Below are 18,122 nucleotides of genomic sequence, written 5' to 3'. Positions count from 1 at the left end.
CGGGGTATCAACTAATCTGGCGTTGATTTTTGGCACGCTGTTGAGTTCTCAAGGAACGGACGCTTCCTTCGTACTCACCCTCTCGGGCTTTCCTCTGGGCGCTTCCCTTCGGTATTTCGTGTTTCCAGTCTAGCAGATCCGTTTTCCGTTTCCGCCACCCGCTGGAGCGGGTTGGTGCCGGAGAGTTTGCTCGCTTTCGCGCTTTCCGTTTCCGGCGGTTCCGACTCTATCAGCGTTTTTCCGACCCCCTGACCACCCCACCGAGCACACAGAGGTGTAGACCAGTGGTGTAGACCAGTTAGGATCCGCTTGAGAGTCGCTGCCGGCCTCCGACTCAGAGTTGCGTCGTGGCCAAGCAGGGGTACGACCCTACCGCCCGTTGGTAGTTGAGGCAAATCGTTGCCGGTAGTCCCTAGGTCCGCCAACCCGGACTTATCGGGCGTAACCCGGACTTCTCATGACATACGCTTCTGATCAGTACGCCGTCCAGGACAGGTAGGGGCGGCGACACACATCTCCACCCCCTGGGAGGCTCCCCATGACCACCGTGACGTCGCCGCTCGAGGGCCGCGCCATCGGCCTCGCCGCCGTACCCGACCCGGTCTTCTCCGGGGCGATGGTCGGCCCGGGTACGGCCATCGATCCCGTGCGCGAGGCTTCGGCGGCCGTGGCTCCCGTGGACGGCATCGTGGTGTCCCTGCACCCGCACGCCTTCGTCGTCGTCGACGGCGAAGGGCATGGTGTGCTCACGCACCTGGGCATCGACACCGTGCAGCTCAATGGCGAGGGTTTCGAGCTGCTGGTGAACAAGGGGGACACCGTGACGCGCGGCCAGGCCGTCGTGCGCTGGAACCCCGCGGCCGTCGAGGCGGCCGGCAAGTCGCCGATCTGCCCGATCGTGGCCCTGGAGGCCACCGCCGACTCCCTGAGCGAGGTCATCGAGGACGGCGGCGTCAAGGCCGGCGACGCCCTCTTCTCCTGGCGGTGACGTCACTGCCGTCGTGCCGGCGGCACCGGGGCGGGACATTCAACGTGGCGGTCCGGCCGCCACTCGATCGGAGACAGGTGTAATGGAGACAACGCTGCGGGGCGTCGGAGTGAGCCACGGGGTGGCGATCGGCGAGGTCCGCCACATGGGCACGGCGGTCCTGGAGCCGCCGGCCAAGCAGATCCCGGCCGAGGAGGCGGAGCGCGAACAGGGGCGTGCCCGTCAGGCCGTCGAGGCCGTGGCGGCCGATCTGATCGCGCGGGGCAACCTGGCCGGCGGTGAGGCGCAGGCGGTGCTCGAAGCGCAGGCCATGATGGCGCAGGACCCCGAGCTGATGGCCGACGTCGAGCGTCGTATCGCCGTGGGGAGCACGGCCGAGCGGGCCGTGTACGACGCGTTCGCCGCCTACCGGGCGCTGCTGGCCGGTGCCGGGGAGTACCTGGCGGGGCGGGTGGCGGACCTGGACGACGTGCGGAACCGGATCGTGGCCCGGCTGCTGGGCGTGCCGATGCCGGGTGTGCCGGACAGCGACGAGCCGTACGTGCTGATCGCGCGGGACCTCGCGCCGGCCGACACCGCGCTGCTGGACCCGACGCTGGTGCTCGGCTTCGTGACCGAGGAGGGCGGGCCGACCAGCCACAGCGCCATCCTGGCGCGGGCGCTCGGTGTGCCGGCCGTGGTGGCGCTGCCGGGGGCCGGTGAACTGGCCGAGGGCACCGTGATCGCGGTGGACGGCAGCACCGGCGAGATCTTCGTGGAGCCGAGCGCGGAGAAGCGGGCGGAGCTGGAGGAGGCGGCGGCCGCGCGCAAGGCGGCGCTGTCGGCGGCGACCGGTCCGGGGGCGACGTCGGACGGCCACAAGGTGCCGCTGCTGGCGAACGTGGGCGGGCCGGCCGATGTGCCGGCCGCGGTGGAGGCGGGGGCCGAGGGCGTCGGTCTGTTCCGTACCGAGTTCCTGTTCCTGGACGACAGCGAGCGGGCGCCGTCGGAGGCCAAGCAGATCGAGGCGTACCGCAAGGTGCTGGAGGCCTTCCCGGAGGGCCGGGTGGTCGTGCGGGTGCTGGACGCGGGTGCGGACAAGCCGCTGGACTTCCTGACGCCCGCCGACGAGCCGAACCCGGCGCTGGGCGTGCGGGGTCTGCGGACGCTGCTGGACCACCCGGAGGTGCTGCGGACGCAGCTTTCGGCGCTGTCGAAGGCGGCCGAGGGCCTTCCGGTGTACCTGGAGGTCATGGCGCCGATGGTGGCGGACCGGGCGGACGCGAAGGCGTTCGCGGACGCGTGCCGTCAGGCGGGGCTGCGGGCGAAGTTCGGTGCCATGGTGGAGATCCCGTCGGCGGCGCTTCGGGCGCGGTCGATCCTCCAGGAGGTGGAGTTCCTGTCGCTGGGGACGAACGACCTGGCGCAGTACACCTTTGCCGCGGACCGGCAGGTGGGTGCGGTGTCGCGGTTGCAGGACCCGTGGCAGCCGGCGCTGCTGGACCTGGTGGCGCTGGCCGCGGAGGCGGCCCGGGCCGAGGGCAAGAGCTGCGGCGTGTGCGGTGAGGCGGCGTCCGATCCGCTGCTCGCCTGTGTGCTGACGGGGCTGGGCGTCACTTCCTTGTCGATGGGTGCGGCGTCGATCCCGTACGTCCGGGCGACGCTGGCCAAGCACACGCTGGCGCAGTGCGAGCGGGCGGCGGCGGCCGCTCGGGCGACGGATTCGGCCGAGGAGGCGCGGCTGGCCGCGCAGGCGGTGCTGTCCGGGGAGTAGGCCGGTCGGGGCCGGTTCGCCGGTTCGTGTGGAGGGGCTTTCCCGCCGTGTGGCGGGGAAGCCCCTTCTCCTTTGGTCCGGCGGTCAGTGGTGGCCGGGCCAGGGGTCGTCGGTGGTGATGTCGAATCCGGCGTGGTACGCGACGCCGGGTTCGGGTGGCAGGGGATCTCCGGTGTCGGCGTCGGTGCAGTAGGCGTTGAACACCTCGGCGGCGGTGAGGGGGACGAGGTGTCCCCGGTCGAGGCGCCAGCCGTGGACGTGGTCCGGAGTGTCGGGGGCGGTGGTGCGGAGGACGAGGCCGCCGGGGCGTTCGAGGGCGATCCCGGCGGCGAGGACGGTGACGAACTCGGCTCCTTCGGTGGGGTCGAGTCGGGCGGGGCCGGTGCTGGGCCGTTCGGTGTGGAGGACGGCGAGGAGGTGTTCGTCGGCGGGGACGCTGCAGACGAGGTGGTGGGTGCCGGGTCCGGCCGCTTCGAGGAGCCGGGTCAGGAGGTGGGAGGCCCGGTCGAAGGCGGTGCGGCCGATGTCCTGGCCGCAGTCGGCGCACGCTCCCAGGTCGGTCAGGAGCATGGTGGCGTACTCCCAGGTGGCCTGCCTGACCGCGCGCTGGACGAGGAGCGGGACGAGGCGGTCGACGGGTTGTCCGGTGTAGGGGACGCGGGCGCCGGTGGTGCCGATCTCGGCGGTGTAGCGGCTGCGGCCGACGGGGGTGTCGGGGTCGAGTCCGGTCTCGGCGCAGTAGTCGGCGTAGTCCTCGGGGTCGAAGAGGGCGACGGTGGTGTGTCCCCCGTGGGTGGCGAGGGTGCGGAGGAGCTTGTCGACCTGGCGGAGGTAGGTGTCGTGGTCGTCGAAGGGGAAGGTGCGGTAGCGGCGCATGGCCGCGAAATCGATCGGGTCGGCGAGGAGACCGACGGTGCTCGCTGCTTCCCGGCGGAGTGCGCGTCGCATGGTCGTGGTGGTGCTGGTGCGTGCCATGGTTCCCCCTTGTCTATCGGTTCTCACTCACCGTAATCGGGGGTACTGACAGTGGGGCCTCGGGGAGGCGGTGGCGGACCAGGCGGTGCTGGGCGAGGCAGGTGGCGGCGAAGCCGGCTCCGAGCAGGGGCCAGGCGAGGGGGCCGGCGGCGATGACGGCGGTGACCAGGAGGGGGCCGGCGCTGCGCTGGGTGGAGGCGGCGAGTCCGTGGACGCCGAGGTAGGCGCCCTGGGCGTCGGTGGGGGCGAGGACGACGGACAGTTCCCAGGAGGCGGTGGCGTGGACCATCTCGGCGAAGGTGAGGGCGACGGCGGCGACGGTGAGGGCGGTGACCGTGGTCCAGCCGTGGCCGGAGGCGGAGGCGGCCAGGGCGAGGCAGCCGGTGGTGAAGAGGAGGGCGAGCGGGAGCAGCAGGGTGCGGGCGGCGGCCGCGGTGGCGCCGAAGCGGGCGAGGGGGACTTGGAAGAGGACGACGAGGACGGAGTTGAGGACCAGGAGGAGGGGTGCGAGGCCGGCGGGTGCGTCGGTGGCGTGGACGATCCACAGGGGCATGCCGACCTGGAGGATCGCGTCGTCGAGGAAGAGGGCGGCTTCGGTGGCGGTGAAGAGCAGGAAGGTGCGGTCGCGCCAGGGGTTGGAGGGTGGGGCGGGTGGGGTGGGGGTGGCGTGGGGGCCGGAGCGGGTGGCGATGCGGGAGGGGGACGGCGGTTCGGCGCAGCGGAGTGTGAGGGCGGCGATGAGGGCGTAGGAGAGGGCGTTGGCGATGAGGAGGGTCTGGTAGGCGGTGGTGGTCGCGACGGCGAGGGCGGCGGCCGCGCCGAGGCCGCCGAAGGCCCAGCCGAGGTTGGAGACGGTGCGGTTGAGGGCTTGGTAGCGGACGCGGTGGGGGCCGGCGATGCGGGCGGCGTAGAGCTTGGTGAGGACGTTGGAGGCGCGGTCCGGGAGGGCGCCGATGGCGGAGTAGAGCAGGAGGAGTGCGTAGGTGTGGGTGGTGAGAAGGGTGAGCAGGGCGAGGGCGCGGAGGAGTTGGGCGCCGACGAGGACGCGGGTGACGGGGAAGCGGTCGGCGAGGCGTCCGGCGAGGGGGGCTCCGGCGATGCCGATGGCGCCGGAGAGGCCGATGAGGAGGCCGACGCGGGCGACGGACATGCCGGTGACGTGGGTGAAGTAGAGCGGGAGGGCGGTGGTCCAGAGCCCGGTGCCGATCTTGTCGATGAATGAGACGAGCAGCATGCGGCGGCCGTCGCGGCCTCCTGGTATGCGCTCTGCGCGTGCGGTCGGGCGCTTGTGCGGGTCCACCGTCTCCCCCTTGACGAGACTTATGTATTGATACATAGTTCAGTACGTGGCAGCACAATATTCGATCACTGGGTCCACGGCCAGGGGAATCGCAGCTTCCGTGGAGCGGGCGGTGGCGGAGGGGGCGCTGGGGCCCGGGGTGGCACTGCCTCCGGTGCGGAGGCTGGCGGACGACCTGGCCGTCAGTCCCGGCACGGTGGCGACGGCGTACAGGGAGCTGCGGCAGCGCGGGATCGTGGTGACCAGGGGCCGCGGCGGGACGGTGGTGGCGCAGACGCCGGCGGTCGGTTCACGGCGGCCGCCGAGGGTGCCGGCGGGCCTGCGCGACCTGGCGGGCGGGCACCCCGACCCGGCGTTCCTGCCCGTCCTGCGTCCGCCGTCCCCCGTGCCGCCGGTGCCCGGCTCGCACCGGGCGGCACCGAGGCTGGCGTCGCTGGAGGCGCTGGCCCGCGAGTGGTTCGCGCGGGACGGGGTGCCGGCGGAGCGGGTGACGTTCGCGCACGGCGCGCTCGACTGTGTGGGGCGGCTGCTGTCGACGGAGCTGAAGCCGGGTGACTCGGTGGCCGTGGAGGACCCGGGCTTCCACCATCTGCTGGACCTGGTACCGGCGTTGGGGCTGCGGATGGTGCCGGTGGCGGTGGACGACCGGGGCATGGTCCCCGAGGCGCTGGGGGCCGCTCTGCGAGCGGGCGTCCGGGCGGTGGTGTGCAGCCCCCGCGGCCAGAACCCCATGGGGGGCTGCTTCTCCCGGGAACGGCGGGACGCGCTGGCGGACGTCCTGAGCGCATTCCCGGAGGTGCTGGTCGTCGAGGACGACCACAACGCGGACGTGTCGGGTGCGCCGTCGTACTCACTGGCGGCTGCCGGGCTGCCCCGGTGGGCCCATGTGCGGACGGTGTCCAAGCACCTGGGGATCGATCTGCGGTGGGCGGCGCTGGCGTGCGACGGGACCACGCTCGCCCGGCACGACGGCAGGCTGCTGCTGACGTCCGGGTGGATCAGTCACGTCCTCCAGGAGACCACCGCGCGGCTGCTGGCGGACGAGGATGTGCGGCGGCTCGTCGAGCGGGCCGGGGAGGTGTACACCGAGCGGCGCGAGGCGCTGGTCGCCGGGCTGGCGCGGCACGGCATCGGGGCGCACGGGGCGAGCGGGTTCAACGTGTGGGTGCCGGTGCGGGACGAGTCGGCCGTGGTCAACGGGCTGCGGTCGTGCGGCTGGTGGGTCGCCGCGGGCGCCCGGTTCCGCATCGCCGCGGCCACGGGCGTACGGGTCACCACGGCGGAGCTGGAACCGGCCGACGCGGCGCGGCTGGCCTCGGACTTCGCCGCGGTGCTGGGCGGGTCCGAGGCCATGTACGGCGGTTGAGTCAGAGCTGCTCGAAGGGATGGCGGGCGGCGAACTCCGGAGCCGTCATCCCCATCAGCACCAGGTCGTGGTGGCGCCCGGCGAAGAACTCGTGGTCGCGCAGCCGTCCCTCCTCGGTGAAGCCGAGCGCCCGGTGCAGGGCGAGCGAGGCGCCGTTGAACGCGTAGACGCCCGCCTCGCACTTGTGGTAGCGCCGCTCGCCGAACATGAAGCGCAGCAGCAGGACCACGGCGTCGGCGGCGTAGCCGCGCCGCTGGTGGTCACCGCCGATGCCGATGCCGTACCGGAACCGGCCGGTGCGCGGGTCGGCGTCATGGGTGGACAGGGCGCCCACCAGTTCGCCGGTGTCCAGGGCCTCGATGGCGAGCCGGAAGGAGTCGCCCGTGGGCGGCGCGACGGCCTCCTCGGCCGCCCACGCGTGGTACCTCTCGGCGGAGCGCGGCGGGTGGAGGACGTCGACCGCGCGCTGGTGGCCGGTGTGGGCGTCGAACTCCATGAAGCCCTGCCAGTCCTCGGGCTCGATCCCGCGCAGCCGTACGCGCCGACCCGTCCAGAACGAGCTCATCGGGTGCTCTTGGCGCGGGCGCGGCCCAGCTCCTCGTAGAAGCGGAGCAGATCGAGGTTGTCGACGGAGCCGGGGTTGACCGCCTTGGACAGGTCCGTGCCCTGGAGGAGGCGCTTGACCGGGACCTCGATGCGCTTGCCGGTGAGGGTGTGCGGGACGCCGGGCACCTGGATGATCTCGTCGGGGACGTGGCGCGGGGAGAGCTGGGTGCGGATCGTCCGCTTGATGCGGTCGACGAGGTCGTCGTCCAGGGTGGCGCCCTCGGCGAGGTGGACGAACAGGGGCATCCAGTAGCCGCCGTCGGGCTCCTCCAGGCCGATGACGAGGGACTCGCGGATCTCCGGGAGGCGCTCGACGGCCTCGTAGATATCGGCGCTCCCCATGCGGACGCCCTGACGGTTCAGGGTCGAGTCGGAACGGCCGTGGATGACGACCGACCCGCGGTCGGTGATGGTGATCCAGTCACCGTGACGCCAGACGCCGGGGAACATGTCGAAGTAGCTGTCGTGGTAGCGGCTGCCGTCGGGGTCGTTCCAGAAGTGGACGGGCATGGAGGGCATGGGGCTGGTGACCACCAGCTCCCCCACCTCCTCGACGACCGGCTTGCCCTGCGGGTCCCAGGCCTGGAGGTCGGTGCCCAGGCAGGCGGCCTGGAGCTCGCCGATGTGCACCGGCAGGGTGGGGACCGCGCCGGCGAAGCAGCTGCACACGTCGGTGCCGCCGCTGACGGAGGCGATCCACAGGTCGTCGCGCACCTCGTCGTGCAGCCAGCGGAACCCGTCGGGCGGGAGCGGCGAGCCGGTGGTGGCGACGCACATCACCCGGGACAGGTCGTAGTCGCGGGAGGGGTGGACCCCCGCCTTGCGGCAGGCCATGACGTACGCGGCGGACGTGCCGTACAGGGTGGCGCCGGTGATTTCGGCGATCCGCCACTGGGCGCCTGTGTCCGGGTGGCCGGGGCTGCCGTCGTACACGACGACCGTGGTGCCGGTGAGCAGGCCGGAGACGAGGAAGTTCCACATCATCCAGCCGGTGGAGGTGTACCAGAAGAACCGGTCCTCGGGGCCGAGGTCGCAGTGCAGCCCGAGCTGCTTGACGTGTTCGAGGAGGATGCCGCCCTGGGACTGGACGATCGCCTTGGGCAGGCCGGTCGTGCCGGAGGAGTACAGCACCCACAGGGGGTGGTCGAAGGGCACCTGCTCGAAGACCGGCTCCGTGTCCCCCGCCGTGAGGGCGGACCACTCCAGGGCGCCCTCGGGGGCCTCGGTGCCCAGGAGCGGGATGTGGACGACCGCCCGGAGGGTGGGCAGCTCGCGGCGCAGCTCGGCGACGGTGTCGCGGCGGTCGTGCTCCTTGCCGCCGTACCGGTAGCCGTCGACGGTGAACAGGACGACGGGCTCCACCTGCTGGAAGCGGTCCAGGACGCTGCGGGCGCCGAAGTCGGGGGCGCAGGAGGTCCACACGGCGCCCACGGCGGCGGCGGCGAGGAGGGCGGTGACGGCCTGCGGGATGTTCGGCAGGTAGCCGCTGACGCGGTCGCCGGGGCGTACGCCGAGGGCGCGCAGCTCGGCGGCGAGGGAGCCCACCTGGCGGCGCAGCTCCGCCCAGCCGATCGGCGTCACCTCGTGCGTCTCGTCGACGTACAGGAGGGCGGGCGCGTCGGGCCGGTCGGCGGCGGCGCGCAGCGCGTGCTCGGCGTAGTTGAGCGTGGCGCCGGGGAACCACCGGGCGCCGGGCATGGAGCGGTCGCCGAGGACCCGCTCGTACGGCGTGGAGAAGCGGATGTCGAACCACTCGGCCACCGCCTGCCAGAAGGCGTCGAGGTGGTCGACCGACCAGCGGTGCAGTGCGGGGTAACCGCCGTCCGCGGGTGCGCCGTGCCGTTGGGCCGCCCAGGCCTGGAAACGGGTGACCGCGGCCGTGTCGACGCGGTCCTGGTCGGGCTTCCAGAGCGGCTCGGGCTGGGCGTGCTCTGTGGTCATGGGGCTGCTCCCTGGCTGTACGTCCCTGTACGCGGGTCATGCGTGGGTCCCGCGCACGTGCGGGGGTGTGCGCGTGACGCGGCTGAGCAGGACGATGCCATGTGATCGTTGTTCGCACCAGGGCTCACCACCCATGGCCGGCGGGATGAACATGTGCTCCCGCCACGGGTGAACGCCGGTTGAACGGGCCGCGCGGCCCCGGGGCCGGGTGGCAGGGTGATCGTCATGGACGGTCGTGATCTGGTGCGCTCGGTGAGGATCTTCGGCACGGTACGGGGGCTGCGGGCGATGCGGTCCGCGTGGCGGCAGCGGCGTACGGACGCCCGGGGGCTGCCGCCGGCGGGACCGGAGCGCGCCCGGGTCCCGGGGCCCGTGGAGGGTGTGGAGCCGATGCCGGGCGGGGGGACCGTGCGGTTCGCCCGCTCGTCGGTGCGGGTGTGCGTCTTCGTCGGCGGGACGGTGTTCTGGGGCTGGGACGGGGCGGAACCGCTGCCGTCGTACGCGCTGGCGGGCCGGCCGCCGGAGCCCGATCCGCGGGCGGAACTGGAGCCCGACAAGGGCGGCGGCTGGCGGGTGGTGTCGGAGCGGGTGACGGTGGCGGTGTCGCGCAACGGCGCAGTGGAGGTCCGCACACCGGGCGGGGTGGTGCTGCGCCGGGACCTGCCTCCCCGGTGGTGGGAGCCGGTCTCCGGGGGCCCCTCGCGGTGGGTGCAGCGCTCGGAGGTGCCCGCGGACGCGCGGTTCTTCGGGCTGGGCGGGCGGGCGTCGGGGCCGCGGCTGCGCAGCGGGACGTACCGGCTGTGGAACACGGACCCGCGCGGGAGCTTCGCGCCCGGTGACGACCCGCTGTACATCACCATGCCGGTGCAGCTGGTGGTGTCGGACGCGGGCACGCACCTGGCGTTCCACGACAACTCCTGGGACGGCCAGGTCTCCTTGCGGGAGGGCGAGGAGGGGGCCGGCTCGGGGCACGACCGGCCGGGCGCGAGCGAGGTGCGGATGAGCGGCGGGCCGCTGCGCTGCTGGGTGGTCGTCGGCACCCCCGCGCGCGTGCTGCACGGCTGGACGGTGCTGACGGGCGCCCCCGCGTTGCCGCCGTCCTGGGCGCTGGGGCCGCAGCACGCCCGGTGGGGCTTCGGCAGTGCGGAGGAGGTGCGGCGGGTGGTGGGCGGTTACCGGGAGCGGGACCTGCCGCTGTCGGTGCTGCACCTGGACATCGACCACTACGACCGGCACCAGGTCTTCACGGTGGACGAGGAGCGGTTCCCCGACCTGCCCGGGCTCGCGCGGGAGCTGCGCGAGGAGGGCGTGCGGCTGGTGTCGATCGTCGACCCGGGGGTCAGTGCGGAGCGCGGGAACCCGGTCTACGAGAGCGGCCGCGCGGTCGGGCCCTCGGGGGCGTTCGTCAGGGACGGGAGGGGTGCCGAGGTGCGGGGCGTGGTGTGGCCGGGCGACTGCGTCTATCCGGACTTCACGGATCCGGCGGTACGGGACTGGTGGGGCGGCCTGTACGAGGAACGGCTGGCGCGGGGCTTCTCCGGGGTGTGGCATGACATGAACGAGCCCGTCTCCTTCACGCCGTTCGGTGACATGACGCTGCCGCGCTCGGCCCGGCACGTCCTGGAGGGCCGGGGCGGCGACCACCGGGAGGCCCACAACGTGTACGGGCTGGCGATGGCGCGGGCGGGCTACGAGGGGCTGCGGCGGCTGCGCCCGGACGAGCGGCCCTTCCTGTTCTCCCGCTCCGGGTGGGCGGGGATGCAGCGGTACGGCGGGACGTGGTCGGGCGACGTGTCCACGGGGTGGCCGGGGCTGCGGGCGTCGCTGTCGCTGGTGCTGGGCCTGGGGCTGTGCGGGGTGCCGTACTCGGGCCCCGACGTCGGCGGGTTCGACGGGAGTCCGACGCCCGAGCTGTTCCTGCGGTGGTTCCAGCTCGGTGCCTGGCTGCCGCTGTTCCGCACCCACGCGGCGATCGACGCGGGGCGGCGCGAGCCGTGGGAGTTCGGCCCGAAGGTGCTGGAGCACGCCCGGGAGGCGCTGGCCGAACGGGAGCGGCTGCGGCCCTACTTCGTGACCCTGGCGCACTTGGCGCGCCTCACCGGTGCCCCCTACGTGCGGCCGGTGTGGTGGGGCTCCCCGGAGGACCGGGCGCTGCGGGACTGCGAGGACGCGTTCCTGCTGGGCGACGCGCTGCTGGTGGCGCCGGTGTTCGCGCGCGGCACGGACCGGCGGGCGGTACGGCTGCCGCGCGGCCGCTGGTACGACACGGCCACGGAGCGGGCGTACGAGGGGCCCGGGCAGGTGCTGGTGGACGCGCCGCTGTCGCGCGTTCCGGTGCTCGCCCGCGCGGGCGCGGTGATCCCGGTGCGGGACGGGGACGGGGCGGACGCGCTGGAGGTGTGGGCCCCGGCCGTGGGGCGCACCGGTGGCGGGCTGGTGGTGCGGGACGCCGGCGACGGGTGGGCGGGGGCGGAGATCGAGCGGTACCGGTCGCGGGTGGTGGACGGGCGGGTCGTGGTGGAGCGGGTGACTGACGACGGGGCGGTGGAGGTCGAACGGGGCGTGCGGATCCGGGGGGTGGGGGCGGGGTCGGGGTGAGGGGGGTGGAGTGTGGGGCGGGTGGTGCGTGGGGGTCACGGGTGGGGACGGGGCCTGCCGTGCGTAGGGGTCAGCCGGGGTAGCGGCCCGCGAACCAGTTGGCGACCGCGGCCGTGTGGAGGGGGAAGGCCAGTTCCGCCGGGGCGTGCAGGAGGTGGTGGCCGGTCGTCTCGTCGGTGGGCACGGAGGGCGGGAGGGCGGCGGCCGGGCGTTCGGGCAGCAGGCCGAAGAGCAGCAGGTGGCCGGCGGGCGAGCTCATGGCGTCGGCGAGGGTCACGTCACCCGCCGGCGCCTCGATCCCCGTCTCCTCCCTCAGCTCCCGCACCACCGCTTCCCGCCAGTCCTCGGCGTGGTCGATGAAGCCGCCGGGCAGGGCGGTGCCGCCGCGCCGGGGTTCGATGGCGCGGGTGATGACGACGAGCCCGGTGCCGCGCGCGTCGGTCGCGGGCAGCAGGGCCACGGCGACGGGCAGCGGGTTGCGATAGGCGACGTCGCCGCAGTGCGCGCAGGCGCGGGGCCAGCCGGCGCCCGCCGCGTAGGGGGCGCCGCAACCGGTGCAGTGGGAGTCCTTCACGGAGAGGGACTGTACCCATCCCGCCGGGCCTGATAGACGGGGCGCATGACACGACGTGCTTCCTCGCTGCCCGTTGTCCGTGCCCTTGTCCCCGCCCTGCTGACGGCCGCCGCCGCGCTGGCCCTGGTGTCGACGGCGGGCGCGCCCACCGCCCGGGCCACCCCCGAGCCCAAGGCCCCGGAGGAGTTCGTGGCCCTGCGGTCCGTCGACCCGACGATCATCCAGGAGATGCGCTACACCACGGAACACAACTTCGTGGGCGAGCCGGTGGACGGCTACCGGCAGCCGGTGTGCATCCTGACCCGTCCCGCCGCCGAGGCGTTGCACCGGGCCCAGCTACGGCTGCTGCGACAGGGCCACTCGCTGAAGGTCTACGACTGCTACCGGCCGCAGCGGGCGGTGGACCACTTCGTGCGGTGGGCCAAGGACCTCCAGGACGAGCGGACGAAAGCGGAGTTCTATCCGCTCGTCGCGAAGTCCCGGCTGTTCGCGGACGGATACATCGCCGAGAAGTCCGGGCACAGCAGGGGGTCCACGGTGGACCTGACGATCGTGAAGCTGCCCGCCGTGCCGACCCGCCCCTATGTGCCGGGCGAGCGGCTGGTCCCTTGTCACGCCCCACGGGAGGAGCGCTTCCCCGACAACTCCATCGACATGGGGACGGGTTTCGACTGCTTCGACACGCTGTCCCACACGGACGACCCGCGCGTCCAGGGGGCGCAGCGGGCGAACCGGCAGCTACTGAAGGGGACGCTCGGCACGGAGGGGTTCGCCAACCTCCCGGAGGAGTGGTGGCACTTCACGTACAAGCCGGAACCGTTCCCCGCCACCTACTTCGACTTCCCCGTGTCACTGCGGTCCGTGGCCGGGCACCCTGCCACGGCCCGGCGTGCGGAGACTGGGCGGCCCGTACCCCTGTCCATGGGGGTACGGGCCGGCGGGGTCGTCAGGTGGTGACCGGCTCGCGGGTGCGGGCGGCGAGGGTCATGGCGTGCTCGACGACGGCGACCAGGACCGCCTTGACCGACTCCCGGTCGCGCGCGTCGCACATCATCAGCGGCACCTCGGGGTCGAGGTCGAGTGCCGCCCGTACCGACTCGGCCGGGAAGCGGGCCGAGCCCTCGAAGCAGTTGACGGCCACCGCGAACGGGATGCCCCGGCGCTCGAAGTAGTCGATCGCCGCGAAGCTGTCCTCCAGGCGGCGGGTGTCGCACAGCACCACCGCCCCCAGGGCGCCCTGCGCGAGCTCGTCCCACAGGAACCAGAAGCGGTCCTGCCCCGGCGTGCCGAAGAGGTACAGCACCAGGTCCTCGCGGAGCGTGATGCGCCCGAAGTCCATGGCCACCGTGGTGGTGGACTTGGACTCCACGCCGTGCAGGTCGTCGACCGGCCGGCCCGCCTCGGTGAGGGTCTCCTCGGTGCGCAGCGGCCGGATCTCGCTGACCGCGCCCACCAGTGTCGTCTTGCCCACCCCGAATCCGCCGGCGACCAGCATCTTCAGTGTCACCGGCTCGACCGGTCGCTTCTTGCGGCCGGTGCTAGAGCGCCCGAAGGCCATTGATCACCTCACGGAGGATGCTGACGTCCGGCAGTTCGGCCGGCGGGACGGGACGGGTTACGTGGACGAGTTCGTCCTCGACGAGGTCGCCGACCAGGACGCGGACCACCCCGACGGGGAGGTCCAGCCCGGAGGCCAGCTCGGCGATCGACCGGGGGAGGTCGCTGCACCGCTCCACGATCTCCACGTGTTCCGGTGACAGCGTCTGGTCACGGCCGGGGTCGTCGGCCGCGGGTTCGGGGACGACCACCGCGATCAGGTCGAGGCGGTGGCGGGTGGCGCTGCTGGTACGGCCGCGTGTCATCGCGTACGGGCGGACCACCGGGCCCGCGTCGTCGTCGAACCAGTGGTGCGGCTCATGGCGGTCCCGGACCCGTGTCCGGCTGTGCCGCCCTCCTGCGTCACTCATCGCATCCCCCTCACCCTCCGGCGTGCAGTCCGGTCCGAGGTGCCGTCGCGAGGTGGGCCCCGACCCGCTTGACCATGAGCGTCATCTCGTACGCGACGAGACCGACGTCCGAATCGGCGTCCGCCAGCACGGCGAGGCAGCTCCCGTCACCCGCGGCCGTGACGAACAGGAAGGCCTCCTCCAGCTCGACGACGGTCTGGCGGACGCGACCGGCGTCGAAGTGCCGGCCGACGCCCTTGGCGAGGCTGTGGAACCCGGAGGCCACCGCCGCCATGTGCTCGCTGTCCTCGCGGCTGAGGTCCTTGGAGGACCCGGTGGCGAGGCCGTCGCTGGAGAGCACCAGTGCCTTGCGGATGGAACCCACCCGGTCGACCAGTTCGTCGAGGAGCCAGTTCAGCTCGCCGGTCGAGCCGGTTGAATTGGGTGCTGCGGCGTTCGGTGCGGTCATCGACCGTCCCCCTCCGGTGTCGTTCCTGGTGCTGGTGCTGGTCCGTCGTGGCCGGCGGGCGGGGTGCTCTCGGCGTTGTGCCTGCGTCCCCGCTGCCAGCCCCGCTGCATCGCGGCCATGCGGCTGCGTACTTCTTCCGCCTCGCGCTCGGCGTCGCGCTCGGTGTCCGTGGCCCTGTCCGGGGCCGTGCCCCCGTCCGCGTACGCGCCCGGGTCGTCCGGGGCGGCCCGTCCGGCCGTCCGCCGCAGTTGCGGGGCGAGGCTCGCCTGGCGTACGCGGCGGGGAAGGCCGCGCAGCAGGAGGGTCGCGTCGTCGGCGGGCGGGGGCGCGGCGGGCTCGGGCGCGGTGGGCCCGGGCGCGGTGGGCCCGGGCGCGGTGGGCCCGGCGGGTGCCGCGGGCTCCTCCGGCGCGGGATGCGTACGGCCGCCCTCGTCCAGGCGCCGGCCGCGGTGGGCGACGAGCGTCGGGGGCTTGCGGCGCGGCAGCGGTACGGGGCCGCCGGACGGGCGCTCATGGGTGCGGTCGGCGGCCTGCTGGTGCTGCTCGGGCTCCGCGCGGTGGCCGGACACGGGACGCAGCGGGGGCCGGGCGCGGAAGAGGCCGCCGCGCTCGCTCTCGCTCTCCTCCAGGTCGCCGAGCCGTTCGTCGAGGGTCCCGAGGTCGGCGAGCCGGTCGTCGAGGCCGAGCGCGCCGACGGGTGCCTCCAGTTCGACCGGCCCGTCGAGTACGGACGGCCCGGTGGCAGCCGACAGGCCGGAGGGCACCTTGGACAGGGCCGCGCGCCGGCGCGGGGCGTCCTTGCCGCCCTTGCGGTCGAGCCGGAATCCGGCGCCTTGCGTCTCGGGCGCGTCGGTGAGCAGCGCGGCCGGGATGAACACAACCGCCGTGGTGCCCCCGTACGGGGAGGGCTGGAGCGAGACGCGGACGTTCTGGCGCTGGGCTAGGCGGCTGACCACGAACAGGCCGAGCCGGTCGGTGTCGGAGAGCTCGAACTCGGGGGTCTCCGCGAGGCGCAGGTTCGCGTCGAGCAGGGCTTCGGGTGCCATGCCGAGGCCCCGGTCGTCGATCTCCAGGGTGAAGCCGTTGGCGACGCGCTCGCCGTGGACGTGCACGGCGGTGTGCGGCGGGGAGAACACGGTGGCGTTCTCGAGGAGTTCGGCGATGAGGTGGGTCAGGTCGGCGACCGCGGGCCCGCCGACGCCGATGCGCGGCAGCCGCCGCACCTCGACGCGCTCGTAGTCCTCGACCTCGGCGACCGCGGCCCGTACGACGTCCATCAACTGCACCGGCTTGCGCCACTGCCTCGAGGGCGCGGCGCCGGAGAGGATGACCAGGCCTTCCGCGTGGCGGCGCATACGCGTGGTGAGATGGTCCAGGCGGAACAGGTCGGCGAGTTCCTCGGTGTCCTCGGTGCGCCGCTCCATGGTGTCCAGGAGGGTGAGCTGGCGGTGGAGGAGGACCTGGTTGCGGCGGGCGAGGTTGACGAAGACCTCGGACACGCCGCGGCGCATGTCGGCCTGCTTGACGGCGGCTTCGACGGCGGCCCGCTGGAGGGTGTTGAGGGCCTGGCCGACCTGGCCGACCTCGTCCTTCTCGTACTCCAGGTGGGGCACTTCCGTCTCGACGTCGACGTGCTCCCCGGCGGCGAGGCGGCGCATCACGCTGGGCAGCCGTACGCCGGAGACCTCCTGGGCCTCCTTGCGCAGGCGCCGCAGGTCGCGCACGAGCGCGCGCCCGATGCGTACGGAGACGACGATCGACACGAGGACGGCGAGGAAGCCGAGCACACCGGCCACGCCCGCCTTGAACAGGACGCTGTGGGCGACGGGTTCGACGCGGTCCTGGTAGCGGTTGCCGGCCTCGGTGTTCTCCCGGGCGAGGCCTTCGAGGACCGGATTGGCCAGTTCCTGCCATCTGGCGGCGTCGATGGTGCGGGGCTCGTCGGTGGCGCCGGCGGCGAGGAGCGCGTCCTCCGCGTCGCGGAGGGGCTCGGTGCGGGGGCTGCGCCAGTAGGACTGGAAGACATGGCGTTCGGAGCCGGGCATGAGCTCCAGGTTGACCTCGTAGAGCAGTTCCCGGTGGGCGACGAGGTCGGAGATGGCGCGAACCTCCTGGGCGGTGAGCCGCTTGCTGATGAGGGAGGAGACCGTCAGGGCGTCCTCGCGCGACAGCATCTCCCGGGCGCGGACGACGCCGACCAGGGCGCGGCCCTCCTTGTCCATCTCCACGTTGTCGAGCGCGTGGAGGTTGCTGAGGAAGCTGTAGCAGGGGTCGACGAGGCGGTTGTAGAACTCCAGTGCCTGGACGCGGCCGACGGCGCGGCTCTCCACGGAGCGGCGCAGCGCGGTGAGGTCGTCGAAGCCCGCGGTGAGGGAGCGGAGCCGGCGGGCCGCCTGGGCGCTGAGGGCGTCGAGGACGCCCGGGTCCTTGGCGTTCTCCCGGATCCTGGCGACGGCCCGGTCCGTGGCCACGCGGTCGCGGCGCAGCACGGGGAGGGCCTCGGCGGCGCGGGGGTCGGCCAGGTAGATCAGCGTCTGGCGGCGTTCCTGCTGGATGACGTGGATGGTCTCCTCGAGCGGGTGCCCCACCCGTTCGACGATGTAGCCGACGTCCAGGAGCTGACCGGCCTCCCGGCCCGTGATGAGGGTTGCGAACCCCCACAGGCCGGTGAGGGACAGGAGCGGCACGAGGAGCAACGCCACGATCTTCCTGCGGATCGACTTCCCGCGAAAGCGCATGGCCTCCCCCACTCGCACCCGCCTGGTCGTCCGGCGTGGGTGTGCACATCAACACATCAACAAACGGCGCGAGCCTACTACTGCACCACGGACAACTCGAAGGGACGTCCGGGCGATTTTCAGCCGCAGCCGGACGCGCAGATCGTGAGTTGTCCTGCTATTCGCCACGGTGACCCATGGGGTGTGTCGGAGGACACCTGGCGGAGCGTCATTTCCGATTCGATGGGGGATGGCTGGAATTGCATGTTCCGAGGGAATCTTCACCGCCGGCCGTTCGTCCTCCTGTGCGGGGAGGCGAGAAACCTCGGCGTAAAGCGGCCGAAGAGGGGCAGCCACCTTTGAGACGGTCGGTCGTGGGGAGTGGCGGTTCGGATGGAGACGGCAGCGCGGCGCGAACTGTGGGTGGAAGAGCCGGTGGGGAGGCCCAGGCTGCCGGACGCGGTGCGTTCGGCGGCGGTGCGTGCCGTGCTCGTCGTCGCGCTGACGCTGATACAGGCGATGGTGGCGTTCTTCTGCACGGTCACCACGTCCTGGCTGGCCTTCCCGATGGTGCTGAGCAGTGTCGCCAGTACGGTGATCGCGACCTGGGCCGTGCTGGACGTGTGGGTGACCCGGCAGGTGTGGAACCAGCGGCACGGTGTGGTGTCGACCCCCAGCAGTACGGCGCGGAGGCTGCGCCGTGAGCGGCGCCGGGCCCGGCGCGTCGCCCGTGCGGAGGCCCGGGCGACGGCGCGCATACGGGGGCGGCGGGGCGCGGGCGACAACCGGCTGTCGAGGGCGTGACCGCCCGGCCGGCCCGTACGGTGACGGGCCGGCCGGTTGACGCCGGGCCGGGTGCCGGGCCGCCGGGCCGGGTGCCCGGCCGTGG

General features: G+C 73.2%; 15 protein-coding genes. 6 read left to right on the top strand and 9 right to left on the bottom strand.

Annotated elements, in window-relative coordinates:
• The first annotated feature begins 538 nt into the window (after positions 1 to 538).
• Complete coding sequence (locus tag ACZ7LK_RS24180; RefSeq protein WP_392276046.1) at positions 539 to 988, top strand: PTS sugar transporter subunit IIA; 450 nt, start codon at positions 539 to 541, stop codon at positions 986 to 988.
• An 82-nt stretch (positions 989 to 1,070) separates the two neighbouring features.
• A complete protein-coding gene (gene ptsP, locus ACZ7LK_RS24175) occupies positions 1,071 to 2,741 on the top strand; it encodes a phosphoenolpyruvate--protein phosphotransferase (RefSeq protein ID WP_392276045.1) in 1,671 nt (556 codons plus the stop codon).
• An 84-nt stretch (positions 2,742 to 2,825) separates the two neighbouring features.
• On the opposite strand, the gene ACZ7LK_RS24170 is transcribed toward ptsP, so the two are convergent.
• Positions 2,826 to 3,716, bottom strand: a complete 891-nt coding sequence (locus ACZ7LK_RS24170) for a hypothetical protein (RefSeq protein ID WP_471143238.1) — start codon at positions 3,714 to 3,716, stop codon at positions 2,826 to 2,828.
• Positions 3,717 to 3,729: 13 nt separating this feature from the next.
• Positions 3,730 to 4,950 (bottom strand): MFS transporter, encoded by a 1,221-nt coding sequence (locus ACZ7LK_RS24165; RefSeq protein ID WP_471143235.1) that lies wholly within the window; start codon positions 4,948 to 4,950, stop codon positions 3,730 to 3,732.
• 112 nt (positions 4,951 to 5,062) lie between these two features.
• Here ACZ7LK_RS24165 and ACZ7LK_RS24160 point away from each other — a divergent pair, with 112 nt between their 5' ends.
• The gene (locus ACZ7LK_RS24160) at positions 5,063 to 6,382 is read left to right on the top strand and encodes an aminotransferase class I/II-fold pyridoxal phosphate-dependent enzyme (RefSeq protein ID WP_471143232.1); all 1,320 of its coding nucleotides are present in this window, start codon (positions 5,063 to 5,065) and stop codon (positions 6,380 to 6,382) included.
• A 1-nt stretch (position 6,383) separates the two neighbouring features.
• Here ACZ7LK_RS24160 and ACZ7LK_RS24155 read toward each other — a convergent pair whose 3' ends face one another.
• Both ACZ7LK_RS24155 and ACZ7LK_RS24150 read right to left on the bottom strand, forming a co-directional pair.
• Positions 6,384 to 6,947 carry a GNAT family N-acetyltransferase gene (locus ACZ7LK_RS24155; protein ID WP_392276041.1) on the bottom strand — a complete coding sequence of 188 codons (564 nt, stop codon included), beginning with the start codon at positions 6,945 to 6,947 and terminating at the stop codon, positions 6,384 to 6,386.
• A complete protein-coding gene (locus ACZ7LK_RS24150) occupies positions 6,944 to 8,929 on the bottom strand; it encodes an acetoacetate--CoA ligase (protein ID WP_392276040.1) in 1,986 nt (661 codons plus the stop codon). The genes ACZ7LK_RS24155 and ACZ7LK_RS24150 overlap by 4 nt, the downstream gene beginning before the upstream one ends.
• Positions 8,930 to 9,154: 225 nt before the next feature.
• Here ACZ7LK_RS24150 and ACZ7LK_RS24145 point away from each other — a divergent pair, with 225 nt between their 5' ends.
• Positions 9,155 to 11,527 (top strand): glycoside hydrolase family 31 protein, encoded by a 2,373-nt coding sequence (locus ACZ7LK_RS24145; RefSeq protein ID WP_471143227.1) that lies wholly within the window; start codon positions 9,155 to 9,157, stop codon positions 11,525 to 11,527.
• A 70-nt stretch (positions 11,528 to 11,597) separates the two neighbouring features.
• Here the strand turns inward: ACZ7LK_RS24145 and ACZ7LK_RS24140 are convergent, their stop codons facing one another.
• Entirely contained in the window at positions 11,598 to 12,101 is a 504-nt protein-coding gene (locus tag ACZ7LK_RS24140) for an NUDIX domain-containing protein (RefSeq protein ID WP_392276038.1), read from the bottom strand.
• 45 nt (positions 12,102 to 12,146) lie between these two features.
• Here ACZ7LK_RS24140 and ACZ7LK_RS24135 point away from each other — a divergent pair, with 45 nt between their 5' ends.
• A complete protein-coding gene (locus ACZ7LK_RS24135) occupies positions 12,147 to 13,058 on the top strand; it encodes a M15 family metallopeptidase (RefSeq protein ID WP_471143223.1) in 912 nt (303 codons plus the stop codon).
• On the opposite strand, the gene ACZ7LK_RS24130 is transcribed toward ACZ7LK_RS24135, so the two are convergent.
• From ACZ7LK_RS24130 to ACZ7LK_RS24115, 4 genes are read right to left on the bottom strand one after another with little or no spacing between them, the layout of a single operon-like run.
• On the bottom strand, positions 13,048 to 13,659 hold the full coding sequence (locus ACZ7LK_RS24130; protein WP_392276036.1) for a GTP-binding protein: 612 nt from the start codon (positions 13,657 to 13,659) through the stop codon (positions 13,048 to 13,050). The two genes, ACZ7LK_RS24135 and ACZ7LK_RS24130, sit on opposite strands and share 11 nt — an antisense overlap.
• Positions 13,640 to 14,068, bottom strand: a complete 429-nt coding sequence (locus ACZ7LK_RS24125; RefSeq protein WP_392276035.1) for a DUF742 domain-containing protein — start codon at positions 14,066 to 14,068, stop codon at positions 13,640 to 13,642. Before ACZ7LK_RS24125 ends, ACZ7LK_RS24130 begins: the two co-directional genes overlap by 20 nt.
• Positions 14,069 to 14,078: 10 nt before the next feature.
• A complete protein-coding gene (locus ACZ7LK_RS24120) occupies positions 14,079 to 14,516 on the bottom strand; it encodes a roadblock/LC7 domain-containing protein (RefSeq protein ID WP_392276034.1) in 438 nt (145 codons plus the stop codon).
• Positions 14,513 to 17,254 carry a nitrate- and nitrite sensing domain-containing protein gene (locus ACZ7LK_RS24115; protein WP_471143218.1) on the bottom strand — a complete coding sequence of 914 codons (2,742 nt, stop codon included), beginning with the start codon at positions 17,252 to 17,254 and terminating at the stop codon, positions 14,513 to 14,515. The genes ACZ7LK_RS24120 and ACZ7LK_RS24115 overlap by 4 nt, the downstream gene beginning before the upstream one ends.
• 372 nt (positions 17,255 to 17,626) lie before the next feature.
• On the opposite strand from ACZ7LK_RS24115, the gene ACZ7LK_RS24110 reads away from it, so the two are divergent.
• On the top strand, positions 17,627 to 18,037 hold the full coding sequence (locus ACZ7LK_RS24110) for a hypothetical protein (RefSeq protein WP_471143216.1): 411 nt from the start codon (positions 17,627 to 17,629) through the stop codon (positions 18,035 to 18,037).
• Positions 18,038 to 18,122: the final 85 nt, after the last annotated feature.

Source organism: Streptomyces sp. NPDC039423 (assembly GCF_055598725.1).
This window is presented reverse-complemented; position numbering and strand designations above follow the sequence as displayed.